Origin of the sequence: Marinobacter persicus, assembly GCF_900114155.1 — a bacterium.
Lineage (GTDB): Bacteria > Pseudomonadota > Gammaproteobacteria > Pseudomonadales > Oleiphilaceae > Marinobacter > Marinobacter persicus.
The window spans coordinates 321767-345003 of the sequence record NZ_FOSC01000002.1 but is presented as its reverse complement, the minus strand read 5'-3'; the positions used below and the strand labels follow the sequence as shown (position 1 = coordinate 345003).

23 protein-coding genes and 2 riboswitches are annotated in these 23237 nt (G+C 59.5%); of the genes, 11 read left to right on the top strand and 12 right to left on the bottom strand.

Annotation, left to right across the window (positions count from 1 at the left end; all coding sequences use genetic code 11):
• Positions 1-184: 184 nt before the first annotated feature.
• The 3 genes from cfa to uraH all read right to left on the bottom strand — a co-directional run bounded on the left by cfa (position 185) and on the right by uraH (position 2778).
• A complete protein-coding gene (cfa, locus tag BMZ63_RS03580; protein WP_373296666.1) occupies positions 185-1348 on the bottom strand; it encodes a cyclopropane fatty acyl phospholipid synthase in 1164 nt (387 codons plus the stop codon).
• Positions 1349-1431: 83 nt separating this feature from the next.
• On the bottom strand, positions 1432-2049 hold the full coding sequence (locus BMZ63_RS03575; protein WP_091701737.1) for a trimeric intracellular cation channel family protein: 618 nt from the start codon (positions 2047-2049) through the stop codon (positions 1432-1434).
• Positions 2050-2070: 21 nt separating this feature from the next.
• A riboswitch (glycine riboswitch) is annotated at positions 2071-2167 on the bottom strand.
• Position 2168: 1 nt separating this feature from the next.
• Positions 2169-2255, bottom strand: a riboswitch (glycine riboswitch).
• 112 nt (positions 2256-2367) lie between these two features.
• Positions 2368-2778: a hydroxyisourate hydrolase gene (gene uraH / locus BMZ63_RS03570; RefSeq protein ID WP_091701734.1), complete on the bottom strand. Its 411-nt coding sequence runs from the start codon at positions 2776-2778 to the stop codon at positions 2368-2370.
• A gap of 173 nt (positions 2779-2951) precedes the next feature.
• Between uraH and BMZ63_RS03565 the strand changes: the two genes are divergently transcribed.
• Genes BMZ63_RS03565 through BMZ63_RS03555 form a run of 3 tightly spaced genes read left to right on the top strand, consistent with a single transcriptional unit; the run spans position 2952 to position 5431 of the window.
• Complete coding sequence (locus BMZ63_RS03565; RefSeq protein ID WP_091701731.1) at positions 2952-3632, top strand: heavy metal response regulator transcription factor; 681 nt, start codon at positions 2952-2954, stop codon at positions 3630-3632.
• On the top strand, positions 3629-4993 hold the full coding sequence (locus BMZ63_RS03560) for a heavy metal sensor histidine kinase (RefSeq protein ID WP_091701729.1): 1365 nt from the start codon (positions 3629-3631) through the stop codon (positions 4991-4993). The genes BMZ63_RS03565 and BMZ63_RS03560 overlap by 4 nt, the downstream gene beginning before the upstream one ends.
• A gap of 27 nt (positions 4994-5020) precedes the next feature.
• Complete coding sequence (locus BMZ63_RS03555) at positions 5021-5431, top strand: DUF4124 domain-containing protein (protein WP_091701726.1); 411 nt, start codon at positions 5021-5023, stop codon at positions 5429-5431.
• An 18-nt stretch (positions 5432-5449) separates the two neighbouring features.
• Here the strand turns inward: BMZ63_RS03555 and BMZ63_RS03550 are convergent, their stop codons facing one another.
• A complete protein-coding gene (locus BMZ63_RS03550; RefSeq protein WP_091701723.1) occupies positions 5450-6196 on the bottom strand; it encodes a ParA family protein in 747 nt (248 codons plus the stop codon).
• Positions 6197-6311: 115 nt separating this feature from the next.
• Here BMZ63_RS03550 and rhtB point away from each other — a divergent pair, with 115 nt between their 5' ends.
• Positions 6312-6932 (top strand): homoserine/homoserine lactone efflux protein, encoded by a 621-nt coding sequence (rhtB, locus tag BMZ63_RS03545; RefSeq protein ID WP_091701720.1) that lies wholly within the window; start codon positions 6312-6314, stop codon positions 6930-6932.
• Positions 6933-6937: 5 nt separating this feature from the next.
• Here rhtB and BMZ63_RS03540 read toward each other — a convergent pair whose 3' ends face one another.
• Positions 6938-7789 (bottom strand): Nmad3 family putative nucleotide modification protein, encoded by an 852-nt coding sequence (locus BMZ63_RS03540; protein ID WP_091701717.1) that lies wholly within the window; start codon positions 7787-7789, stop codon positions 6938-6940.
• Between the two features lie 161 nt (positions 7790-7950).
• Here BMZ63_RS03540 and BMZ63_RS03535 point away from each other — a divergent pair, with 161 nt between their 5' ends.
• Positions 7951-10143: a TonB-dependent receptor domain-containing protein gene (locus BMZ63_RS03535; protein ID WP_091701713.1), complete on the top strand. Its 2193-nt coding sequence runs from the start codon at positions 7951-7953 to the stop codon at positions 10141-10143.
• A gap of 58 nt (positions 10144-10201) precedes the next feature.
• Here the strand turns inward: BMZ63_RS03535 and BMZ63_RS03530 are convergent, their stop codons facing one another.
• Positions 10202-11143, bottom strand: a complete 942-nt coding sequence (locus tag BMZ63_RS03530) for a LysR family transcriptional regulator (protein ID WP_091701710.1) — start codon at positions 11141-11143, stop codon at positions 10202-10204.
• A 125-nt stretch (positions 11144-11268) separates the two neighbouring features.
• Between BMZ63_RS03530 and BMZ63_RS03525 the strand changes: the two genes are divergently transcribed.
• From BMZ63_RS03525 to BMZ63_RS03510, 4 genes are read left to right on the top strand one after another with little or no spacing between them, the layout of a single operon-like run.
• The gene (locus BMZ63_RS03525; RefSeq protein ID WP_091701707.1) at positions 11269-12228 is read left to right on the top strand and encodes an ABC transporter substrate-binding protein; all 960 of its coding nucleotides are present in this window, start codon (positions 11269-11271) and stop codon (positions 12226-12228) included.
• A gap of 20 nt (positions 12229-12248) precedes the next feature.
• Positions 12249-13277, top strand: a complete 1029-nt coding sequence (locus tag BMZ63_RS03520) for a FecCD family ABC transporter permease (RefSeq protein WP_091701864.1) — start codon at positions 12249-12251, stop codon at positions 13275-13277.
• Between the two features lie 26 nt (positions 13278-13303).
• Positions 13304-14305, top strand: a complete 1002-nt coding sequence (locus BMZ63_RS03515; protein ID WP_177187018.1) for a FecCD family ABC transporter permease — start codon at positions 13304-13306, stop codon at positions 14303-14305.
• Complete coding sequence (locus BMZ63_RS03510; RefSeq protein ID WP_091701705.1) at positions 14302-15120, top strand: ABC transporter ATP-binding protein; 819 nt, start codon at positions 14302-14304, stop codon at positions 15118-15120. The genes BMZ63_RS03515 and BMZ63_RS03510 overlap by 4 nt, the downstream gene beginning before the upstream one ends.
• Positions 15121-15242: 122 nt before the next feature.
• Here the strand turns inward: BMZ63_RS03510 and BMZ63_RS03505 are convergent, their stop codons facing one another.
• The 6 genes from BMZ63_RS03505 to BMZ63_RS03480 all read right to left on the bottom strand — a co-directional run bounded on the left by BMZ63_RS03505 (position 15243) and on the right by BMZ63_RS03480 (position 21377).
• Entirely contained in the window at positions 15243-16448 is a 1206-nt protein-coding gene (locus BMZ63_RS03505; protein ID WP_091701702.1) for a multidrug effflux MFS transporter, read from the bottom strand.
• A gap of 95 nt (positions 16449-16543) precedes the next feature.
• The gene (locus BMZ63_RS03500; protein ID WP_091701700.1) at positions 16544-16975 is read right to left on the bottom strand and encodes a DUF4124 domain-containing protein; all 432 of its coding nucleotides are present in this window, start codon (positions 16973-16975) and stop codon (positions 16544-16546) included.
• Between the two features lie 212 nt (positions 16976-17187).
• Positions 17188-18396 (bottom strand): glycolate oxidase subunit GlcF, encoded by a 1209-nt coding sequence (glcF, locus tag BMZ63_RS03495; protein WP_091701697.1) that lies wholly within the window; start codon positions 18394-18396, stop codon positions 17188-17190.
• 2 nt (positions 18397-18398) lie between these two features.
• Positions 18399-19472: a glycolate oxidase subunit GlcE gene (gene glcE / locus BMZ63_RS03490; protein WP_091701694.1), complete on the bottom strand. Its 1074-nt coding sequence runs from the start codon at positions 19470-19472 to the stop codon at positions 18399-18401.
• On the bottom strand, positions 19465-20937 hold the full coding sequence (locus tag BMZ63_RS03485) for an FAD-linked oxidase C-terminal domain-containing protein (protein ID WP_091701692.1): 1473 nt from the start codon (positions 20935-20937) through the stop codon (positions 19465-19467). Before BMZ63_RS03485 ends, glcE begins: the two co-directional genes overlap by 8 nt.
• A gap of 14 nt (positions 20938-20951) precedes the next feature.
• Complete coding sequence (locus tag BMZ63_RS03480; RefSeq protein ID WP_091701689.1) at positions 20952-21377, bottom strand: GlcG/HbpS family heme-binding protein; 426 nt, start codon at positions 21375-21377, stop codon at positions 20952-20954.
• Between the two features lie 220 nt (positions 21378-21597).
• Here BMZ63_RS03480 and BMZ63_RS03475 point away from each other — a divergent pair, with 220 nt between their 5' ends.
• Entirely contained in the window at positions 21598-22329 is a 732-nt protein-coding gene (locus BMZ63_RS03475; RefSeq protein ID WP_091701686.1) for an FCD domain-containing protein, read from the top strand.
• Between the two features lie 134 nt (positions 22330-22463).
• Positions 22464-23234: an ABC transporter ATP-binding protein gene (locus tag BMZ63_RS03470; protein WP_091701684.1), complete on the top strand. Its 771-nt coding sequence runs from the start codon at positions 22464-22466 to the stop codon at positions 23232-23234.
• Positions 23235-23237: the final 3 nt, after the last annotated feature.

Genomic DNA, 23237 nt, shown 5'->3' with positions numbered 1-23237 from the left:
TGATGTGACTCTCCAGGCGAAACCCGGACTGTGTGCCCAAGCTCCCGCGCCAGGTTCAGGGAAGGAGGTTTGGCTCAACTGAAGTGAGCTGTAATTGAGTTACTTGTTATCGGTTATGCTCGCAGAAACTTGAGCTGCATCAAGATAAGGAGTGTAATTTTATGTTTCATGCCCTCCGGGCACCCTAGCTAACTCTTTTGTAACCACCTTCTACCCCCTCTTTCGACAACACCCACTGCCACAACTGGATTTCCCGGGCCCGGAAGGAGCCAGCGCAGGCGTTCAGATAATACTCCCACATGCGGTAGAAACGCTCACCCAGCTCGTAACGGAAGTCCGGCCAGGCCGCTTTGAAGTTTTCCTGCCAGGCCATCAGGGTTTTATCGTAATCGGCACCGAAGTTATGCAGGTCCTCCACCACAAAACGGCCCTTCGCCGCTCGGCTGATCTGGCTGATGGTGGGCAGCTCGCCGTTGGGGAAAATGTAGCGGTCCATCCAGGGATCGCTGCCGCTGGCGTCTTCCCGTGTACCAATGGTGTGCAGCAGGAACAGGCCGTCATCTTTCAGGCACCGGCGGGCTACATCCATGTAGGTGCCATAGTTCTTCCGACCAACATGCTCGAACATACCGACACTGGCAATCCGGTCGAATTGCTCATCAATATCACGGTAGTCCTGCAAGCGGAATTCGATCGGCAGACCGGCGTATTTCTGTTGCGCCCAGGCGGTCTGCTCGCGGGAAACCGTGACACCAACACACTCTACGCCATAATGTTCGGCGGCATAGCCCATGAGACTGCCCCAGCCGCAGCCGATGTCCAGCACCCGCATACCTGGTTGCAGCCCAAGTTTGCGGCAAATCAGGTCCAGTTTGGCTTCCTGCGCTTGTTCCAGAGTTTCAGCCTTTTTCCAGTACCCACAGGTGTAGGTCATGCGCGAATCGAGCATGGCCCCGTAAAACTTATTACCGAGATCGTAATGGTGCTCACCCACCTGCCAGGCTTTCTGGCCTGTCTGGCGGTTGAGTAGTCGGGCTTTCAGAGTGTGGAACAAGGCGCGGGAGGGTTTTACTTTGTCCTGAATACGGGCACGCAGAACCCGGTGGAAAAACTGGTCGAGCCGCTGGCAGTCCCAACCGCCTTCCATATAACTCTCACCCAACCCCAGGCTGCCTCTGGCAAGAATGGCATCCGCGACAGCGGGATCGTGAATCTGCATATCCCAGGGCCGGCACCCATTTAGCTGAATATCGGCCGGCTCCAGCAGCTCCTGCAAAAAGCGTTCGGAGGGCGAGAGGTCACCACTGATACGTTCAGTGTTATGGCCGTTCGACGCATATTCAGACACCACAGTTCCTCCTTGCTGGCAAAGAAAAACGGACGTCTCAACAGTGTAGTACACATGGCCGGAATAACAGTCAATACAGCCTATCAGTCCCATTGCTCCTGCGAATAACGAAACACCGGCAAAGACAGATGCCAGCGAATGGCCGCCATACGCAGCAAAAGCCCCAGGCTGAAGGCAGCCAGCAGGGTGACGTTTTCCCCGACCCCCAGGTCCAGCATGAACAGGTACAGGATAGCAACCACCAGTGAGACGCTGGCATAAAGCTCATGGCGCAATACCTGCGGCATGCGATTGCACATGAGATCCCGCAGAATACCGCCAAAAATACCGGTGGTAATACCGGACATCAGCACCACAATCGGCTCGTAATCGAGCCCCAGAGCGACGTTGCAGCCGATCACAGTGAAGGCCACCAGGCCAATGGCATCCAATACCAGAAACAGTTGATGCAAATGGCGCATGACCCGGGCAATGATAATGGTCACCAGGCCTCCGCCCAGAACCAGATAGATATAAAGCGGGTGTTGTGTCCAGTTAACCGGGTAGTTACCGAGCAGGATATCGCGGACCGTTCCGCCGCCCAGGGCGGTCAGGAAGGCCACCACGGCAACTCCGAAAATATCCATGTTACGACGACCAGCGGCAAGGGCTCCGGACATGGCTTCGGCGGTAATCGCCATCATATAGATATAGATCAGCACACAGCTCTCCTGCGTTTGCGTGCCTCTCCCCCTGTCCTGATACCTGAGAGTTTACAGGGTGGCCCCTGCTTGCCCCTTCGGTGGACTGCTCTGGCAGTCGCTCTCCAGTCGGCTTGATGTGAAGCTCCGCAGTACGTGTGCCTGAGCGTTTATGGGAGATTGCGCCTTCGGCGGGGCATTTGCACCCTCTCTCCTGCGGAGTGGCGGGATTATATAAGATAGATAAAGCGAAATCGAGCGGAGGAAAACCGGGGCGACACAAGCCGCCCCGAAGCAGATTAGACGCAACCTCTATTTCAAAGCACCATTCTGCCGGTCTTAATTGCCCCGATAAGTCGAGAAACCGTAAGGGCTCAGCAGCAGCGGCACGTGGTAGTGGTCGAGCGTTCCGTCCATGGTGAATACCACCGGAATTTCCGGGAAGAAGGTCGCGGTTTCATGCTTTTCGAACCACTCGCCGGTTTCGAACACCACGCGATAAGTGCCTTCTTCCAGCGCTTCACCTTCCGGATACAGCGCACTGATACGGCCCTGCTCGTTGGTCACCGCTTCGCTCAGATCCACCCAGTTGCCGTTCTCTTTACGCTCCAGAGTGACGGTTACGTCCGGAGACGGCAAACCGTTCTCAATGTTCAACACGTGAACGCTCAGCGGATTGCCCGCCGCGAACGCCATGCTGGACGTGCCCGCCAGAACCACACCTGCCACTACCGATTTCATGGAAAACATACACTCTCTCCTGTCTCATTGGTTGAGTTGATGGCAGCTACTTTGCCGGGCCGGCAGGAACAGAAGGTTTGCAGCTTTATTACCAAACATTCACTGAAAAAAGCGCACTATTTCCCCACCCTTTGCGCTCTCAAACGACCCTTTTTTTCAGCCACCTTCCCCGGAGCGCTCCCATGCGGATTCTGATAGTCGAAGACGAGCTCAAAGCAGCGGATTATCTGCGCAAGGGGCTTGCGGAATCCGGTTTTCAGGTGGAGGTAGCCCACGACGGTCTGGATGCGAGCCATCTGATTCTTGAGGAGTCGTTTGATCTGGTGGTACTGGACATCATGCTGCCCCACATCGACGGCTGGCAGCTGCTCAAACTACTACGCAAACACACCCAAACTCCCGTGTTGTTTTTGACTGCCCGGGATTCGGTGGAAGACCGGGTGCGGGGGCTGGAATCCGGCGCCGACGACTATCTGGTCAAACCCTTTTCCTACGCCGAGTTTCTGGCCCGGGTGCGCTCGCTGCTGCGCCGGGGTACCCAGACCCGGGATCTGGACCACCTGGTGGTGGCCGATCTGGAACTGAACACCAGAAGCCGGACGGTGACCCGCGCCGGGCAACCTCTCACCCTGACCGCACGAGAGTTCGCCCTGCTGCATTTGCTAATGAGCCACGAAGACGAAGTACTGGCCCGCAGCAATATCGCCTCGCAGATCTGGGACATGAATTTCGACAGTGACACCAAAGTAGTCGACGTGGCTGTTCGACGCCTGCGCGCAAAGATCGACGACAATCACGACCTGAAGCTAATCCAGACAGTGTGGGGTGTGGGTTATGTGCTGAAAGCGGAGCCGGCTGAATGAGGTGCCTTTCCCTGAGCCTGAGCCTGCGACTGGCGCTGCTGTTTGCCGCCATCACCCTCATCACCCTAGGCTCGCTCGGCCTTTTCCTGTACCTGTCGCTGGAGAAGGAACTGACCTGGCGTGACGACCAGACCCTGCGCGGGCGGCTGGAACGCATGGAGGCTCTGCTGTCACAGACCGATAGCGTAACCGCCTTGCAGGAACAACCCAGGCTCTACGCCAACATGCTGGGCAACACCGAAAACGTGCTCTGGGTGCTGGATGCCAACGGAAATGTACTCATCGACATCAACCCGCCCGGGTTGCCAGTGCCTCATGCCAGTCACAATACGCACATCCGGTTCAGTGCCGGCGAACAGCCAGAGCCTTACCGGCTGGCCCGGGTAGCCGTGGTCATACGGGGACAGACCCTGACCCTCGTCGCCGGCCGCACCCTGACCGAGCGAAACCGCATGCTGGCCGACTACCGCGCTACACTGGCCGGCGCACTACTGCTGGGCACCCTGGTCAGTGCATTCATGGGCTGGCTGGTCAGCCACCTGGGGCTAAGACCCGTGCGCCGCATTACCCGTACCATCGCCGACATTCACACAGATACCCTCGGCACCCGCCTGAGTCTCTCCGACCAACCGCCCGAACTACAACAATTGAGTGCTCGGCTGAACGCGATGATGGAGCGCTTGGAGGCCGGCTTTGATCGGCTGGCGCGTTTCTCCGAAGATCTCGCCCACGAGATGCGTACGCCCTTGCACACACTGATCGGGCAGACCCAGCAGAGCCTGTCTCGCCCCCGGAATACCGCAGACTACCGCCAGCTGCTGCTATCCAACCTCGAAGAACATGAGCGCCTGTCGCGCATGATCAATAGCATGCTGTTCCTCGCTCGCACCGAGCAGAGCGAGCGCACTCTTACCAAAGAAACCGTGGATTTGAACGCCCTGACGGACAACCTGTTCGATTATTTCCAGGACATCGCTGAAGAGCAGCAGATGACGCTGGAAAACAAGGCCACTGACACCCTGTGTGCCTCCCGTAAACTGGTGCAACGGGCGCTGGCCAACCTTCTGGACAACGCCTTGCGCTACGGTACACCCGGCGGGACCATCCGGGTGAGCAGCACCCGGGACGACCAGACCTTCGTCCTGAAAGTATTCAACACCGGCAACTCCATCGCCCCGCAACACCTGCCCAAACTGTTCGACCGCTTTTACCGCTGCGATCCATCCCGGCAGGATGCCTCGGAAACCGGTGGGCTGGGCCTGGCCATCGTAGCCGCAATCATGGCGCAACACGGCGGCAAAGCCATCATTGCCAATGCACCCGGCGGCGTTGAGGCTTCGCTGGTGTTTCCCTCAGCCTGAGTGCAGGCCGAGCCCGACACTCATGCTATGCTGCCGACAACAGCACAACCCACCCGCGACTCAGGGACCCGGGACATGATAAAACCGCTAGCGGCTGTCGCCTTGCTATTGCTGGCCACCCCGGTGGCCGCGCAAAGCGTGTTCAAATGCACCGATGCCCAAACTGGCGCCGTTGAATTCACTGATGAACCTTGCTCGGAAGAACAAACCACAGAGCAGATCGAGGTGCAACCCGGCACTGTGGTGAGCTCGGAACAGGTGTATAAGGAGCTGGATCGTATCGAGGCCGAGAAGGCGGCGGCCAGGGCGAAAGAGCAGGCGGAGAAGCAGAAGCAGCAGGGCGACCAGCCTTACCCGGATATTCATCCGGCGGCCGGCGCGCTGAATAAAATCAAAACCCTGATGGATACCTTAAAGGCGCCCTTTGGTGGAGAATAAGGGGCAGAGCCCAGGCGCTTACCAGAGATCGTTTTTGATGACTGACCAAAGCTCCCGATAAGCCGCTGCCGCCGGGCTTCTGGCGTCCAGTTTTTCCAGCGGAAGACCTTCTTCCCCCATGCGCTCCACCACGCTGGCGTAGGGGATGGCGACATCCGCATAGTTGTTCAGTCGTTCAGGCCCCTGCTGCACCAACGATTGGTGAAGGTTCTTGCGGCGGTCCACCATGGAGAAAAACGGGCGCAGCTTTTTCGCTCCCAGCTTCTTGTCTTTGGCGAACTCGTAAAGCTGGTTCCAGCTGTTCATGGAGAGCCACGTGGGCACCAGCGGCACGTAAACCTGGTCCGCCACGTCCAGCACCTGCTCGGTCAGGCGGGATAAGGTGGGGGGGCAGTCCAGAACCACCAGGCTGGTCTCCTCGGAAAGCGGCGCCAGCATTTTCTTCAGCTGATTGCCATCGCCATCATCCTGGTCCAGTTTGATGTCGAAATTGCGGAAACTGCTGTGAGCGGGAATGAAATCCAGCCCCGGATAGATGTCATCATGGACAAACTTGGCCATGGGCGACTTGCCTTCCAGCAGCTTGGAAAGCTTGCGGCCTTTCACCGGCTCCGCACCTGCCAGATAAAAGCTTGAGGCGCCTTGCGGGTCCAGATCCCATAACAGCGTGCGGCAGTTATCCTGGCTGGCCAGGTAAGCGATATTCACCGCCGCTGCCGTTTTACCCACGCCACCTTTGGGGCTGTATAGCGCAATTATCCTCATGACTGCCCTGCTCCTGCATTGATTTGGGTAGACTAAGCGGTACAGGATAACAGCTTGGGCTTTTTGACTTGTGACGCTTTTGTGACAAACGTCAATTTACAAGGGAGCACCGTTAATGACACTCACCATCTGGCTGACCTTCCTGGTCGCGGCCTTATTTATCAGCCTCTCACCCGGCGCAGGCGCGGTGAACTCCATGAGCAGTGGTCTGCGTTATGGGGTCAGGAAGTCTTTACCGACCATCGCGGGGCAGCAATTCGGTTACGGCGCCCAAATTGTTTTGGTGGGTGCAGGGCTTGGCGCCATTGTCGCTTCATCAACGACCGCGCTGATGGTCATCAAGTGGATTGGCGTGGCTTACCTGGTCTGGCTTGGCATCCAGAAATGGCGCGAGCCACCGGTGGAGGCCAGCCGGGGCGATCTGGCCGGCTTCAGCAAACGCCAGCAGTTCTGGAACGGCGCCCTGGTGAACCTGACCAACCCCAAGGCCACCATTTTTCTGATTGCCCTGTTTCCGCAATTCCTGGTGGCCGACGCCCCTCATGGCCCGCAACTGGCCACCATGGGCGCGACACTGATTCTGGTGGATATTCTGGTAATGGTGGGTTACGCCGTGCTGGCCAGCCAGCTGTTTCGATTCATGACCACTCCCCGGCGACAGAAACAGATGAACCGTGTATTTGGCACGCTGTTTGTTACCGCCGCCGCAGCACTGGCCACCTTCAAACGCGCCTGACACACCTAACCCAGCAGCCCCGGCGTGGCCAGCCATTGGCGCACGCCCGGGTACTGGGTCAGATCCAGCACAAATTCCTGTCCACGGGCCGCACATTTCAGCCGGCACCAATGCTCGTCTTCTCGTTGCCAGCGAGCCATCTTGTGATGGTAGCTGAGCGGTTCCTGATCCGGCCCGGGCATGAACGCTGCCGGCAAGCGCCAGTCCGTCACACCCGTGGCATCCGGCGCTGTCAGGCGCTGGAGCCCGCCAATAACCGGCACCACGCCGGCACCCGGGAGTGGTTGATTTAATCCGGGCAGGCTCAGTTGTTCCTTTGCCACATACAGACTGTTGTGAGCTGAACGCTGGCCATGCAGGTGCGGGTGATACGCGGCCCAGGCGGGCACCCGTGGTGCTTCGCCCAGCGGCCACACCTCTGCCACCTGCAACCAGCCCCAGACAGCGTGAAAAGCCCGCGTACCGGGAACAAACCGCCAGCGCCCTCTGTGCTGTTCCGCAGGGCGAAACAGTGCGAAGAATAAAAACAGATCCCCGTCGCCCACCCCATGATTGGCCAGATGCGCCTGCGCCGCGCTGTGCTGGCCCAGCAGCGGCCGCCAGCCCGGCTCCCGTTGATAGGCATCCGCCAGCAGATCCGGGTCCAGGTGCGCACCTTTACGGGAAAAACCCCGGTGTCCGGTTAGCTGCGACACCATGGGCCCAATCAATTCACCGGCATGTCGGACCTGGCTGTAGCGAATGGGTGATTGCGGGTCAGGAATGGGCAAAGCCAGGCCGCTGCCGTCCGGAAAGACCGGGTTCGGGCAGCCGCCAGCGGAGGTGTCGAAGCCTTTTCTGCTGAGGATCAGCTTCATGGGTTTACGCGCCTTATAGCTGTTAAATCAAAGCGTTGGTAAGCGAATACAGACTGTCCCGGATTACTGGACAAACCGTTCCGTCAAAATCTCTTTATTATCACTTGTTAACGATTATCATTTGCCCACCTGAAAGATTGCCAACCAGTAAGGAGTTATTCATGGCGTTCCAGAAAAAGCTGTTAGCGGTGGCCATTCCCCTGCTATCCACCGGGGTCTCCCTAAATGCCGCTGCCCAGCCAACCGAGCTTGACGAGATTGTTGTGTCGGCCTCCGGCTCTGAACAGAAAATAACAGATGCGCCGGCCAGTATCAGCGTGGTCAATCAGGAAGCGCTTCAGCAGAACCAGTATTCCAACCTGGCCGAAGCACTGGAAACCGTCGAAGGCGTGGATGTGCGCCAAAGCACCGGCAAAACCGGCGGCCTGAACATCAGCATTCGCGGCCTGCCCAGCGACTACACCCTTATCCTGATCGATGGCCGCCGCCAGAACGCGCCAGGTGGCGTTACCCCGAACGGCTTTGGCGACACTTCAACCAGCTTCATGCCACCGGTCTCCGCGATTGAGCGCATCGAAGTAATCCGGGGCCCCATGTCTACCCTCTACGGTTCCGATGCTATCGGCGGCGTGGTTAATATCATCACCAAGAAGGTGTCTGACGAGTGGTCCGGCTCCGTTTCCCTTGAGCACACTTTCCAGGAACACCGGGAATATGGCGACACTGGCAAAACCAGCTTCTACACCAGCGGCCCGTTGATCGAGGATACCCTTGGCCTGGCCGTACGAGGCAGCGTACTGGACCGCTCCGCTTCCGATATCACATTCGATGATGGCAGCGAGGCGCCCAAGCGGGGCGTGGCGCCGGTTGATGGCAGAAATAGTCATATCGGTGCCCGGCTGTCCTTTGTGCCGATGACCGGCCATGAGTTCTATCTTGACGCTGAGACCGGGCGGCAGGTTTATAACAATGACGAGTGCCAGTTGGGGACGCTAGATGGTCGAACAAGATCCTGCGAGCCAGACACCGACGACGAGGCTGACGGTTACTCCGATGAGCTGAGATTCAATCGCGATCAGTTGGCTTTAGGGAGCAACAGCCGATTCGGCTTCGGCACCTGGTCGAATGATCTGACTTACAACGTCACTGAAACTAAAGGCCGAACACTTCCTGGCCCGTTCGGAGAAGCCTACGATCCACCCTATCAGGATCTGATTGGCGGCGCAGATCGTGAACTGGAGTCCAAAGACACTGTTCTGGATACCAAGCTTGTCTCTCCCCTTGGCAACAACCACATCGCAACGTTCGGTGCACAATACCGTGACACAGAGCTGACTGACGGCATCGCAGGCACCACGTTTGAACAAAGCTCCTGGGCCGTATTTGCAGAAGACGAGTGGTACCTGCGTGACAACCTCGCACTGACGCTAGGCGGTCGCTATGAAGACCATGATGCTTTCTCGGGCCATTTCACACCCAGGGCCTATCTGGTCTGGAATACCACGCCAGCCTGGACATTCAAAGGTGGCGTAAGTCAGGGCTACAAGACACCGGAAATCAGCGACCTGCACGATGGGATCAATGGTGTAACCGGTCAGGGCGATACAATCACCATCGGCACTCCCGGCCTGGAGCCTGAAAAAAGCACCAACTATGAGATTGGGGCCTACTACGACAACCTGAACGGTTTCAAAGCGAATGCAACGGTGTTTTACACCGATTTTGAGGACAAAATTGATAGCGGCACCTCAGTCACTATCAATGGCGACCCGAACATTCCGGATGGAACCTACGATCAATTGGACAACATCGGCGAAGCCGAAACCCGTGGCATCGAGCTGGCCTCAAGCTGGCAGTTTGCTCAGGACTGGAGCGTGCTAGGTAATTACACCTTCACCGATAGTGAGCAGAAAAGCGGTGAAAATCGCGGTGCCAAGCTGACCAACACCCCGGAACACGTCTTCCATGCTCGCCTGAACTGGCAGGCCACCGATCAGTTGGATCTCTGGTTGTCGGGCGAATACCGCGGAGAAAGGACCCGCTTCACCAAGGTTAAAGGCGAGTACGATGACGAAGAGCAGGCCATCGACAACGCCGTGGGCGACCTGGATGCTTACGCGCTATTCCACCTCGGCGGCGCGTATCAGGCCAGCGACAAGGTGACCCTGACCGCAACTATCTACAACCTGCTGGACAAAGACTTCCTGTCTGGCGCGAGCTATACCTATGATGATGGCGGCACTCAGGAAACAGGCTGGGCATCTGATTACATTTATCAGAACCGAGGCATGGCCCAGGGCGGCACCATCGAACAAGGCCGTCGTCTATGGCTCTCCGCCACCGTGGAATTCTAAGCCCAACTATTTAAGTTAGCTCAGTTCAGGGGAGGCCATTCGGCCTCCCCTTTTTTGTCTAAACGCACTCTGAATTCTGCCGTTCAGTGGCGCCGGCACCGGCCGGCTCGACCCAGGCCTCCGGAACCGATCCCCGTACATGGGCAAGAAACGCCCGCACCCGGCGCGGCAGGTGCCCGTGGGGGTACAACAAGGTTACCGGCAATTCCGGCCCCTGCCAGTCTGGCAGGCAGCATTGAAAGCTGCCGGGGTGCGCTTGCATTCGGCGCTCCACAAGCCAGTGGGGCATCAGCCCAAGGCCTCGGCCCGCAGCAATGGCATCGCCCTGTACACAGGACTGATCCACCGTCAATCGCCGGGCGGGGGTGGCCACCGGATAAGTGCCCTGCCTCGGGTTTCGCAGCAATAACCCGCCCTGTGTGTCACCCAGCAGATCCACCCAGGGGTGGTCCGCTAAATCACCGGGTGTGGAGGGCATCCCGTTTTTCCGGAAATAATCCGGGCTGCCGTATATGCCTTGCGACAGCCCACCCAGTGTTTCCTGGCGCAGTGCGGTTTCCCCCACCAGGCCGAGCCAGAGGCAGACGCCGTCTTCCAGGTTATCCGGGACCTCTCGCTGGGTCTGGATCATCACCTGAAGGTCACCATGTTCGGCCATAAACGCTTCCACAACCCGGGAAAACCAGCCCCGTACGAACGATTCATGGCATTGCAGAACCAGTTTGCCGGTGACTTCCTCTTTCAGTTCATCCAAGGCTTCGCGTCCCTGGGCCATCAGTTCCAGCACATCGTTGCTGTAACGGTAGAACACCCTGCCCGCCTCGTTGGGCACAATCTTCCGGGACTGGCGCAACAGCAACGGCTGGCCAACGGTTTGTTCCAGCTGCCGTATGCGCCGGCTCAGGGTGGATTTGGGCAACCCCAGGTCTCGGGTGCTGGCCGTCAGACTGCCCGAACGCACCACCGACACAAAGGCTTCCAGTTCCTGCAAGTCATACATGTTTGCGTCTCACTAATTGCAACCGACTGTTCCAACTTAACACTTTAAAACACTAATGCGAACCATTATCATTATATTAATTCTTGATTTGCTTCCTACCCATGCATCAGAGAGCACCTGTACCAATGAGCAGCGTCCCCACGAAAACCCGATCTGCGGCCAAAAAGTCTTTTCTCGCATTGGCCGCCATCGCCTTTTCCCTGAATGTGGCAAAAGCAGAGAGCCGTACCGTCGAGACTGCTTTCGGCCCTGTCACCATTGAAGGTCAGCCCGAACGGGTGGTTACCCTGTACGAGGGTGCCCTGGACACGACACTGGCGGTTGGCTCCAGCGCCGTGGGTGCGGTGATTACCCGTGGCGGCAGTGACGTGGCCGACTACATCCAGCCACAGGCCGCCGATGTCGCCATCGTTGGCGCACCGGCAGAAACCAACATCGAAGCGGTCATTGCTGCCCGCCCGGATTTGATTCTGGCCGCACCGAGAACCAGTAAACAGCAATACCAACTGTTGTCCCGGGTGGCCCCGGTAGTTGTGTCAGATGTGCCCATGTTCCAGCCGGACAGCTGGAAACAGGAGACCCAGCTGTTCGCCCGGGCCCTGGGCCAGGAAGAAGCCGGCGAAGCGGTCATTGAACAGGTGGAAAGCCGGATAGCTGAAGTACGCCAGTTGGTGGAAGCCACCATTCCCGAAGACAGGCGCGACGCCACGCTGGTGCGCTGGATGCCACAGGGACCGCTGATCATGGCTGAGGGCCTGTTCTCAGCCTCCATCCTGCAAGCCACCGGTTTTGAGGTGACGGATAACAATCTGGTTAAAGAGGGCCGTCCGCACAGCGAACCACTGAGCCTGGAAAACCTCACGCGCATGGACCAAAGCTGGGTGGTGCTGGCGACTCTGAATGAAGACGGTAAAAAAGCGCTGGAGTCCGCCCGCAAGTCACCGGCCTTCGAACGCCTGAATGCCGTGCGGAACGAACAGGTCATCAGCGTCAGCGGCCAGCTCTGGACCAGCGCTTCCGGCCCATTGGCGGCACTGGCCATTCTGGATGACATCGAAACGGCCGTGCAAAACATTCAGCCCTGAAGGTTCCGTCCTTGAAAGCCATGGTCCCCAACCGCGCGGTTGCGTCCCGCGCCTCATTCCCGTCGCGGCTGTTAACGACATGGCTTGTGGCGGGCTTTTTGTTGTCGCTGGTTGTAATGGCCAGCCTGCTCTACGGTGCCGGACCGGTCTCCCCCGGGGACGCTTTTGCTGCGTTACTTGGCAATGGCCCGGATAATGCCCACTTCGTGGTCTCCGAACTGCGTGGGCCACGCACGATGATCGGCCTGGTTACCGGGCTGGCGCTGGGACTGGCGGGCGCCTTGCTGCAATCGATGACCCGCAACCCCCTGGCTGAACCCGGCTTGCTCGGCGTGAGCGCTGGCAGTGGCTTTGCCGTGGCGCTCGCCATTTTATTCGGCGCCAGCAACGCCACACTCACCACCTTCGTGGCCCAACTCGGGGCACTTGCCGGTTGTGCACTGGTCATTGCCGCCACCCGGGTGCAGGGCCTGGGCAATGATCCGGTCCGGCTGATTCTGGCCGGGGCCACATTGAGCGGCCTGCTGCTGGCGCTTACCTCCATGCTGATGCTGATGGACCAGCGGGCCGCCGATGAAATCCGCTTCTGGATCACCGGCAGCATTGCCGGAAAACCACTAACCCTGCTCAGCAGCACCCTGCCTGCCATTGCAGTGGGTTTGCTGATCATTGCCATGGTTGCGCGCCCACTGGCGGCCATGGCGCTGGGCGAAAAAGCGGCGGTCGGGCTGGGGCATCATCCCGGCCGCATTCGCTTTCTGATTACCCTCTCGGTCGCCTTGCTGGTGGGTTCCGCCACCGCCCTGGCCGGCCCGCTGATTTTTGTCGGGCTGGTGGTGCCTTTTATTGCCCGTGCCTTTGCCGGCCCGGATATCCGAAAAACACTGTGGCTTTGCTTACCGATTGGCCCAGCCGTGGTGCTGGGCGCTGACGTGCTCTCCCGGCTGATCGCGGCCCCGTCGGAATTACCACTGGGCGTAGTGACCGCACTGATTGGCGCACCCGTATTGCTGGCCATCGTCCGGGCAGGGCGAATGCCGTCGCTGTAACCCTTGAACCCGCAGGTTAATTGAACATGCTCCTTGCCCTGACCGACAAACGCACCGGACTCGCCAATGGCTTTCTTTTACTGGCTCTGGTAGCCGCCAGCCTGAGCTCGATGTCACTGGGCACGATTTCAGTGGCTCCTCTCGATGTTCTGGGCTCACTGCTGGGCAAGGCCGATCCGATGACGGATTTCGTGGTGAAAGAATTGCGCGGCAGCCGCATTCTCGCCGGCCTGCTAAGCGGCGCGGCACTTGCGGTGGCCGGCTGCCTGATGCAAACCCTGGCCCGCAACCGCCTGGCCACGCCGGGCATTATCGGTATCGATAACGCCGCCACAGCTTTTGCCGTGGCATCGGTGGTGGGCATTGGCCTGAGCCTGGCACCTTCAGCCATGGCACTGGCAGGCGCAGCTGCCGCTACTTCACTGGCGTTCGGACTGGCGGGCGCGAACGGTACGCGGGGTTATCGGTTCATCGTCGCGGGCATTGGTATTGGCGCCATCGCCGGTGCCGCGACTCAGGTGATGCTCAGCCGTGTGGCGATTGACGCCGCCAACGCCGCTTATCCCTGGACCGTCGGCAGCCTGAATGCCCGGTCCGGTCACAGTGTGGTAATCCTGTCCATCGGCCTGGTGCTTGCCGCTATCTTGCTGGCCATTATTAATCGTGGCCTGAACACCCTGCAGTTTTCCGACGCTGTGGCCATTGCCCTGGGCACCCGCTTGCGGGCTATCCGCATTCTGGGTCTGGGGCTCTCGGTATTGCTGACTGGCCTGGCGGTTTCTGTTTGCGGTCCCGTCGGGCTGGTCGCCCTGCTGGCCCCGGAACTGGCCCGCACGCTTTGCCGACCGGGCAAGGTTCCCCTGTTGGCCTCGGGGCTTGCCGGCGCCACCTTTATGGTGCTGGCCGATTTGCTGGGCCGCACCCTGTTTTCGCCACTGGAAATTCCCGTGGGCATCATCACTGCCATTGTTGGCAGCCCCTATCTTTTGTGGATTCTGCTGAAACCGTCCAATCGGAGCCTTACATGAACCTGACCGAGACCGCTACACTGGCTGCCGACAACATCACACTCGCCCACCGGAAGTTCACGGTTGCCAAAAACCTGAGCGTAACGCTCCCGCCAGGCAAAGTTACCGCCATTGTCGGCCCCAACGGCTGCGGTAAATCCACGCTACTAAACGGCCTGGCCCGGATTCACGCACCCGACACCGGCACGGTTCTGCTGGACGGCAAAGACATTCATGTCCTGCCCTCGAAGGAAGTCGCCCGCAAGCTGGCCCTGCTGCCCCAGGACAACACCGCGCCCGAAGGCCTGACCGTGGCCGATCTGGTGCGTTTTGGCCGCCAGCCACATCAGGGCTGGATGAAACAATGGTCCCGAAAGGACCAGCAAGCGTTCGACCACGCCGTGACCGCCGCCGATGTCATCGAGCTGCAGGATCGTGCACTGGACACCCTCTCCGGGGGGCAGCGCCAGCGGGCCTGGATTGCCATGGCCGTGGCTCAGGAGACACCCTTACTATTATTGGACGAGCCCACCTCGGCGCTGGATCTTGGCCACCAGATTGAAGTGTTCGAGTTGATCCGGCAGCTGGCAGCGCAGGGAAAAACCGTTGCCATGGTGGTGCACGACCTGGCTAGCGCCTGTCGTTATGCTGATCATATGGTGGCCATGAAAGCGGGCAAGGTGATTATGGAAGGTCCTCCGGGCGAGATTGTTTCGCCGGAGCTCGTGCATACCTTGTATGGGGTGCACTGTGATTTGCTGGAAGACCCGGCAACCGGGAGTCCACTCTTGGTGAATATGCGGCGAGAAAGAAGTGACCACGCCAGATGTCAGTAAGGGGGTAGGGCTTTCCAAAACTGTCTGCAGCCAGGGATGGCTGCAGTCAAGCCCTACAGGGATGTACTTGCGCGGCGTGTTTTGGAAAACCCTACCCCCTTACTGACTTGCACATAGTTTAATCAGCCACGCTTCGAAGCCAACCGCGCCTTTTCCCTCTGCACCGCCCTCGGTGCACCGAGTGCCAACAGCGCCGCACCCACAGAGCAGGCAAGCATGCTGGCGACAATCGGCAACAGGCTTTCGCCACCAAAGGTGGATGACAGAGCGCTGATGCCGCCAGCCAGGGTGAACTGAGAAGCGCCCAGCAAAGCAGCGGCGGTTCCCCCCATGTGTGGGAAGAAGTCGAGGGCGTTAGCCATGTTGTTGGGCACGATGCCACCCTGGAAGCCGATGCTGGTGATGATTAGCCCGGCCACCGCCCAGAACGGTCCATCCAGTGCCACAACCGTGACTAGTCCGACCAGCGCCAGGCTTTGCAGCAGCACCTGGAAGCGCAGCAGAACCACCGAGTGGAAATGGCGTAACAGCGGGCGGTTGATCAGGTTCAGTGTGGCCATCAGGGCAATGTTAGCGGCGAACAGGATAGAAAAGCTGCTGTTGGAAAGGCCAAACCACTCCTGGTAAATAAAGGACGAGTGGGTGATGAACAACAGCATGGCGCTGAAGCACAGTACCTGAATACCGATAAAACGCATGGTGGTTTTATGGCGCAGCACCAGCAGGTAGTTGGTCACCAGGGTGCTGACCGGCGTGGTGGCGCGGGGACGGGGTTTGAGCTTGGGAAACAAAGCCAGCTGCAGCACCATGGCCAGAAACACCGCGTAACCGGCCAGCACAACAAAGATAAAATGCCAGTCGCCCAGCGCCAGCATGAGCGCACCGAGTGAGGGTGCGGCCGCCGGGGCGATGAACATGATCAGGCCAATCAGGCCGAACAGTCGTGCGGCGTCCTGGCCGCTGACCTGATCGCGCACGATGGCCGGCACCGAGACCGCACAGAAGGCACCGCCAACGCCCTGGATCACCCGCCAGACCGACATTTCCATCAACGAACCGGCCTGCGCCACCATCACGGCCGCACCGGCGAAAATGGCCAGGCCGCCCAACAGAATCATGCGCCGGCCATAGCGGTCAGACAGCGGGCCGCCCACCAATTGGGCCATACCCAGTGTGGCCACGTAGGCGCTGAGGGTGAGCCCCACATCGGAGTGATGTATACCAAAACCGTCAGCAATGTCCGGGAAGGCGGGCAGGTAGGCATCGAGGGCCAGGGGGCCCAATGCTACCGTCATGCCCAGCAAAAGTGCCAAGTAAAAATGGGACAAGATCTACCTCCTGTTAGCAGGTAGATAGCTAACAATAATTATTATCAAAGAACAATGAGCGGTTTCCGAAGGTTCAGGGAACCGCCAGGCTTCAATCAACCGAGGATGCATTCCCGGCTGTGCTGCCGGCTCAGTTCACGGCGCTGCTCGCGCAGCCGGTTGCCCCGATCGTTTTCATAGCCGCTGCGCAACTGGGCCTGGATACGTTTAAGGCGCTGCTCCAGTTTTCGGCAACTGTCGGCTTTTGCGGATTTGTCTCCGGAGCTGAAGCGGTCTTCGTGCTCGGATTCCAGCATTTTACCCACGGCCCGCCGGCTGCGGCTGACACTGTCGGCCTGCTTCAGGTTCTCGTGCATGGGTACAGTAACCATGGGTTGCATGTCTAAGGGCTGGTGGTTGCCCTGCTCCGGCGGGGTGTCGGAGAAGTGCACGGCGCCTTTGGCGTCGGTCCATTGGTAGATTTCGGCAAACGCATGAGGGGAAAGCCCTGCACAAACCAGCAGGGCCAGGGCCGTGATCCTTGGCATGATGTTCACTTCCTGTGTTGTTTAATAGCTTGTTAATAGTCCGACCGTCAGTTTACGGGGGAGGCCTTTCCAAAACACGCTGTAAAGACATCCCTGTCCCGCTCGAGCTCCGCCATCCCTGGCTCCGCACGGTTCTGGAAAGGCCTCCCCCGCAAACCGACTCCTATCTGCAACCCTAGACTGAAAAGATCGACGAGTGCAATAAGGTGCACCTACCTATCCAACAACTCTACCCAGTGCTGCACCGGCACTTTGGCCTTGCTCTCCAGATGCAACTGGCAGCCAATGTTGGCGGTGACAATCCTCACCGGATCTTCCACCGTCAGTGCCTTCAGTTTGTTATCCAGCAGCTTCTGGCTCATTTCCGGCTGGGTGATGGAATAGGTGCCCGCCGAACCGCAGCACAGGTGCTTGTCGCGGGTTTGCGCCAGGGGCACGCCGGCACGGGTCAATACCTGTTCCACCACGCCGTTCTGTTTCATGGCGTGTTGCAGGGTACAGGGGCAATGGAACGCCACCTTGCCACCCTCGGCGCTGGCTTTCAGTGGTTCCAGATCCTCTTTTAGCAGGAACTCGCCCAGATCCACACACAACTCGCTGACACGCGCGGCTTTGCCGGCATAGACGGGGTCATGGCGAAGCAGGTGGCCGTATTCCTGCACCATGGCGCCACAACCGGAGGCTGTCATCACGATGGCCTCCGCTCCAGACTCAATGGCCGGCCACCAGGCATCGATGTTCCGGCGCATTTCCTGCAGGCCGCGTTCATGTTCGGAGAGGTGATAGTTCACCGCACCGCAGCAACCGGCCTGTGGCGCTTCCACCAGGGTTATGCCCAGCTTGTCCAGCACCCGGGCGGCAGCGGCGTTGGTGTTGGGTGCGGCCGAAGGCTGCACGCAGCCGGCCAAGGCCAGCACAATGCGGTTGTGACTAGACGACGGCCAGGGGCTGGCCTTTCGTCTGGGCGGCACCTTGGCCCGAAGCGCCTGCGGTAAAACCGGCCGGAAGGCCTGGCCTACACGCAGACCAAGACCAAAGAGGCGGCGGTTGGGCAGCAGGCGGGTCAGCCCCCAGCGCAGCCACTTTTCCTTGGCCGGGCGAGGCAATTGTTCGTCGATCAACCCCCGGCTGATGTCCACCAGGCGGCCGTACTTCACACCGGAGGGACAGGTGGTTTCGCAGCTGCGGCAGGTCAGGCAGCGGTCCAGGTGTTCCCGGGTTTTCTCGGTGACTTCGCTCCCTTCCAGGAACATCTTCATCAGGTAGATTCGCCCCCGGGGACCGTCCCGCTCGTCGTTCAGTTCCTGGTAGGTCGGGCAGGTGGCGGTGCAGAAACCGCAGTGCACGCAGGCCCGCAGGATTTCCTCGGCTTCCTGCCCCTCGGGGGTATTGGCAAATTGTTGAACCAGATTCGTTTGCATGATTACAACCAGCTGTAGAGGCGGCCCGGGTTAAACAGGCCGTCGGGATCGAACGATTGCTTGATGCGGCGCTGAATGGCTTTCAGCGCCTCGGGCTGGGAGAGCATCACCTCACCGGTGCGGTCTCCGCCACGGAACAGGCTGACCTGCCCGCCGGCCTCAAGAGCCAGTGGCTCCAGGTCTCTCAGGGTCGCCTGCCCCCGGTACCAGCGCTGGGCGCCGGCCCAGTCCACCAGCCAGGGGCCATCCAGGCTCGGCATGATCGCAGAGGACTTCACGGAAAAGCGCCAAAACGGGTCATCACCGGCGAAGAACTCGTGCTGCAGGTCCCGAATCTGCTGCCAGAGCGCATCGCCGCCTTCAAACACCTCGCCCTCCCACTGCTCAGCCGTGGCCTCCACCGCCGAACGGGCACCGGCCAGCCGCAGGTAGACTTTGCCATCGAACCAGCAGGCGCCGGTCAGGGGCTTGGGCTCGCCGGCGCGGCGGTTCATGTAATCAATGGCGCTGTCCAGGGGCATTTCCTGTACCAGGGTGGCGGTGGTCGCCGGCTTGGGCATGACTTTCAGGCTGATCTCTGTCATCACGCCGAGCGTGCCCATGGCGCCGGCCTGCAGGCGCGAGACATCGTAGCCCGCCACGTTTTTCATGACCTGCCCACCAAAGCGCAGGTGTTCGCCCTGGCCATTGAGCAGACGCAGCCCCAGCACCTGATCCCGCACCGAACCGCTCCAGGGCCGCGCGGGGCCGGACAGGTTGCAGGCCAGGGTACCGCCAATGGTGGCGCCCTCACCGTTTTCGCCCAACCGGGGCGGTTCAAAGTGCAGGCACTGGCCTTCCTCGGCCAGCACGGCTTCGATCTCACTCAGCGTGGTACCGGCGCGCACCGTCAGCACCAGCTCCACCGGGTGATATTCCACAACGCCAGTATGTTCGGCCAGGCTGAGAGTCGCGGCGTCATTGTCCGGTGTCCTCCCCATGAACGATTTGGTACCACCGCCGACGATATTCAGTGTTTGCCTTTCCGCGCGGGCCTTGAGTACTTGCTCCTGCAGGGATTGAATTTGATCAGCCATGCTCGGCCCCCGCCTGTTCGTGCTTGTGTTGTTTGTGCTCAATCGAGCGGTATTCCTGGCAGAACTTGAGCGTAGGCACGCCCTTGCCCGGGTTGAGGATACCCTTGGGGTCGAAGGCGACTTTCACGCTGTGGAACTGCGCCAGTTCCCGGTCATCGAACTGCACCGCCATCTGCCGGATCTTCTCCACGCCCACGCCGTGCTCGCCGGTGATGCAGCCGCCCACTTCGACACACAGCTCCAGAATCCGGGAACCGAAGGCCTCGGCCTTCTCAAACTCGCCGGGCACGTTGGCGTCAAACAGGATCAACGGGTGCAGGTTGCCATCGCCGGCATGGAAAACATTGGCCACGCGCAGGCCGAACTCGTCCGACATCTTTTCCATTTCAAGCAGTACGCGGGCCAGATGGCGCCGGGGAATGGTGCCGTCCATGCAGTAATAATCCGGGGAGATGCGCCCCACGGCCGGGAACGCCGATTTGCGGCCTTTCCACAACAGCGCCCGCTCTTCCTCGCTGGTGGAGGTGCGAATGGAGGTGGCGCTGAGCTTGCGGAACACGGCCTCGGCCTCGGCGATGTGTTCGTCCACTTCCTCTTCGGTGCCATCCACCTCGCACAGCAGCAGGGCCTTGGCGTCCCGTGGATAGCCGGCCTGGCAGAAATCATCGGCGGCAATAATGGCGTGGCCGTCCATCATTTCCAGGCCACCGGGGATAATGCCATGGGAGATCACCGCGCCCACCGCGTCGCCCGCCTTTTCGATGCTGTCGAAGCCGGCCATGATCACCCGCGCCACTTCGGGGGTGGGCAGCAGCTTCACGGTGACTTCCGTGACCACCCCCAACAAACCTTCCGAACCGGTCAGCAGCGCCAGCAGGTCCATACCGCAGGCATCCAACCCATCGCTACCAACGGTGACTCGTTCGCCCTCAACGGTGATCACTTCCACTTTCAAAAGGTTGTGAACGGTCAGCCCGTATTTCAGGCAATGCACGCCGCCGGAGTTTTCCGCCACGTTACCGCCGATGGTGCAAGCGATCTGGGAGGACGGATCAGGCCCGTAATAAAGGCCGTATTGCGCTGCCTCTTCACTGATGGCCAGGTTGCGCACGCCCGGCTGCAACCGGGCAGTGCGGGCCACCGGGTCAATATCCAGGATGCGATTGAACTTGGCCAGCGACAGCACCACACCCTCTTTATGGGGCATGGCACCTGCACACAGGCCCGTGCCCGCGCCCCGGGCCACGACCGGCACACCCTTTTCATGGCAGATGCGCATCACCCGCTGCACCTGCTCCACGGTTTCCGGCAGCACCACCAGCATCGGCATCTCCCGATACATGGCGAGGCCGTCGCACTCGTAGGGCTTGAGGGTTTCCTCGTCACTGATGACGAACTGTGGGTCGATAAACGACCGGAATTCGTCCGCCAGCTGCTGTTTGCTGGATCTGGATTCGCTTGTCATGGCTCTCTCGGGTGTTATTGGCGTTTGCCTAGAAAATAGTCGATTCCAGCCTGGGCGCAATCCATGTCCTGTTGCGGCGTGCCGGAGCTCAGGCCAATGCCGCCCACCACGTCGCCGTCGACGATAACCGGCAGGCCGCCACCGACGGAGCTGAGGCGTCCGCCCACTTCGGTGTTGATGCCAAAGGCCAGGTTACCGGGCACATTTGCGGCGTTGTATTCGTGGGTGGCTTTTCTGGCGGCACCGGCGGTGAAGGCCTTGTCCTGGGCGATGATCACGCTGGTGGTTTTGCCACCGTCCATCCGCTCAAAGGCAATCAGGTTGCCGGATTCATCAGTCACCGCGATGCACATGGGCACACCGATCTCCCGGGCCTTTTCCGAAGCGCCGGCAATCAAAGTCCGCGCGTCGTCCAGAGACAGTCGTTTTATGGTAAGCATGGTCGGCACCTATTTTGTTGTTGGAGGGTTACCGCGATATACCTTCGATGGTCTTTGGATTCGCCTCAAAGGTCCATAGGTTTTGCAACTGGTCCGACCAGTTTATTTGATGCCAGTTCGGCGGGTAACGCTAAGGTGCCGTGTATCGGGAAGTTTGCCCGGGCCCCGAGCCATCGCCTAAACTACCGGTAAACACAGCAACTGGTCAGACCAGCAGGCAATGGGCATATCCAGAGACATCTCCTATCGACTCGAACACCTGATTCTGGAAGGTGGGCTTGCACCCGGCCAGAAAATACCCTCGGAGCGCCAGCTTTCCGCCCGCTTGCAAGTGTCCCGCTCGGCGGTTCGCGAGGCGCTTCATGAGTTACAGGCGCGGGGCGTGATAGAGACCCGTCACGGCAAAGGCTCGTTCGTCGCCAGTATTGTTCCGGATGCCGACAACCGGCATTCCGACAGCCCTCTGATGTACCTGTACCAGGGCCACTCCCGCACCCTGTTTGACCTGCTGGAAGTTCGGGAGCAACTGGAAGGCCAGGCAGCGTTCCTTGCCGCCCAGCGCGCCACCAATCTGGATCGCCACCGGCTTACCCAGGCCTATCAGGCCCTGGAGAACACCGACCCGCTGCACAATGCCCGCCTGGACCACGGGTTTCATCAAGCCATTGTTGAGGCCTCCCACAACCCAGTGCTGGTACATGTGCTCAGCGGCCTGAAAAACATGATGCTGCTGACAGTCCAGGCCTCGGTATCGAACCTGAATCCCCGGGAGGAGATGCGGCGCCGGATCACCAGGCACCACAAGCAGCTGTACGAGGCAATCATGGCCGCCAACCCCCGGCAGGCCCGTAAAATTGCCACCCACCACGTTCAGTTTGTGCGCCAGACCTTGATGGAAATGGAAAAACGGGGCGACCAGCTACTGCGCGAGCCAGCCCCGGAAGCTCCTTAAGGCTTGCATTGATCAACAATTAAGCGAGAATGGCGTTCAAACATCCGTTTCGAATAAGACAATTTGCTATTGATTTCCTCGGCCGCAGTCCGTAAAACAAGCGCCTTTGAAAAAACAGCCTCAGGAGCCACCCCATGGCGGAACCCGCGCCTCTGATTTGCAGGGACATTCACAAAACCTTCGACAAGCACGAAGTACTGAAAGGAATCTCTCTGGAAACCCGCAAGGGCGATGTGGTCTCGTTGATTGGCAGCTCCGGTTCCGGTAAAAGCACCTTCCTGCGTTGCATCAACCTGCTGGAAACGCCCACCTCCGGCGACATTATCGTGCACGGTGACCCGATCCGGTTCACCGAGAACCGCAAGGGCCAGCGCATTCCAGCTGACAATAAACAGGTGGAGCAGATTCGCGCCCGGCTTTCCATGGTGTTCCAGGGTTTCAATCTGTGGTCACACATGACCATTCTGGAGAACATTATCGAGGCGCCGGTGCACGTGCTGAAGGTGCCCAAAAAAGAAGCCATCGAGCGGGCCGAGGCGTATCTGCACAAGGTCGGCATTTACGAGCGCAAGGACTATTACCCGGCCCAGATGTCCGGTGGCCAGCAGCAGCGGGCAGCCATCGCCCGGGCCCTGGCGATGGAGCCGGAAGTGATGTTGTTTGATGAACCCACATCGGCACTGGACCCGGAGCTGGTGGGCGAAGTATTGAAAGTGATGCAGAGTCTGGCCGAGGAAGGCCGAACCATGATCGTGGTGACCCACGAGATGGCCTTTGCAAGGGATGTGTCGAGTCAGGTCCTGTTCTTGCATCAGGGCGTGATTGAAGAGCAGGGTACGCCGCAAAAGGTATTCGACAACCCGGATTCCGAGCGGATGAAACAGTTTCTTGCTCCCAAGTTCTGAGCC

Bases quoted from the DNA above. Each gene is read 5' to 3' on its own strand.
- uraH (WP_091701734.1), bottom strand. From the start codon at position 2,778: ATGTTTTCCATGAAATCGGTAGTGGCAGGTGTGGTTCTGGCGGGCACG.
- BMZ63_RS03565 (WP_091701731.1), top strand. From the start codon at position 2,952: ATGCGGATTCTGATAGTCGAAGACGAGCTCAAAGCAGCGGATTATCTG.
- BMZ63_RS03560 (WP_091701729.1), top strand. From the start codon at position 3,629: ATGAGGTGCCTTTCCCTGAGCCTGAGCCTGCGACTGGCGCTGCTGTTT.
- BMZ63_RS03555 (WP_091701726.1), top strand. From the start codon at position 5,021: ATGCTGCCGACAACAGCACAACCCACCCGCGACTCAGGGACCCGGGAC.
- BMZ63_RS03550 (WP_091701723.1), bottom strand. From the start codon at position 6,196: ATGAGGATAATTGCGCTATACAGCCCCAAAGGTGGCGTGGGTAAAACG.
- rhtB (WP_091701720.1), top strand. From the start codon at position 6,312: ATGACACTCACCATCTGGCTGACCTTCCTGGTCGCGGCCTTATTTATC.
- BMZ63_RS03540 (WP_091701717.1), bottom strand. From the start codon at position 7,789: ATGAAGCTGATCCTCAGCAGAAAAGGCTTCGACACCTCCGCTGGCGGC.
- BMZ63_RS03535 (WP_091701713.1), top strand. From the start codon at position 7,951: ATGGCGTTCCAGAAAAAGCTGTTAGCGGTGGCCATTCCCCTGCTATCC.
- BMZ63_RS03530 (WP_091701710.1), bottom strand. From the start codon at position 11,143: ATGTATGACTTGCAGGAACTGGAAGCCTTTGTGTCGGTGGTGCGTTCG.
- BMZ63_RS03525 (WP_091701707.1), top strand. From the start codon at position 11,269: ATGAGCAGCGTCCCCACGAAAACCCGATCTGCGGCCAAAAAGTCTTTT.
- BMZ63_RS03520 (WP_091701864.1), top strand. From the start codon at position 12,249: ATGGTCCCCAACCGCGCGGTTGCGTCCCGCGCCTCATTCCCGTCGCGG.
- BMZ63_RS03515 (WP_177187018.1), top strand. From the start codon at position 13,304: ATGCTCCTTGCCCTGACCGACAAACGCACCGGACTCGCCAATGGCTTT.
- BMZ63_RS03510 (WP_091701705.1), top strand. From the start codon at position 14,302: ATGAACCTGACCGAGACCGCTACACTGGCTGCCGACAACATCACACTC.
- BMZ63_RS03500 (WP_091701700.1), bottom strand. From the start codon at position 16,975: ATGCCAAGGATCACGGCCCTGGCCCTGCTGGTTTGTGCAGGGCTTTCC.
- glcF (WP_091701697.1), bottom strand. From the start codon at position 18,396: ATGCAAACGAATCTGGTTCAACAATTTGCCAATACCCCCGAGGGGCAG.
- glcE (WP_091701694.1), bottom strand. From the start codon at position 19,472: ATGGCTGATCAAATTCAATCCCTGCAGGAGCAAGTACTCAAGGCCCGC.
- BMZ63_RS03485 (WP_091701692.1), bottom strand. From the start codon at position 20,937: ATGACAAGCGAATCCAGATCCAGCAAACAGCAGCTGGCGGACGAATTC.
- BMZ63_RS03480 (WP_091701689.1), bottom strand. From the start codon at position 21,377: ATGCTTACCATAAAACGACTGTCTCTGGACGACGCGCGGACTTTGATT.
- BMZ63_RS03475 (WP_091701686.1), top strand. From the start codon at position 21,598: ATGGGCATATCCAGAGACATCTCCTATCGACTCGAACACCTGATTCTG.
- BMZ63_RS03470 (WP_091701684.1), top strand. From the start codon at position 22,464: ATGGCGGAACCCGCGCCTCTGATTTGCAGGGACATTCACAAAACCTTC.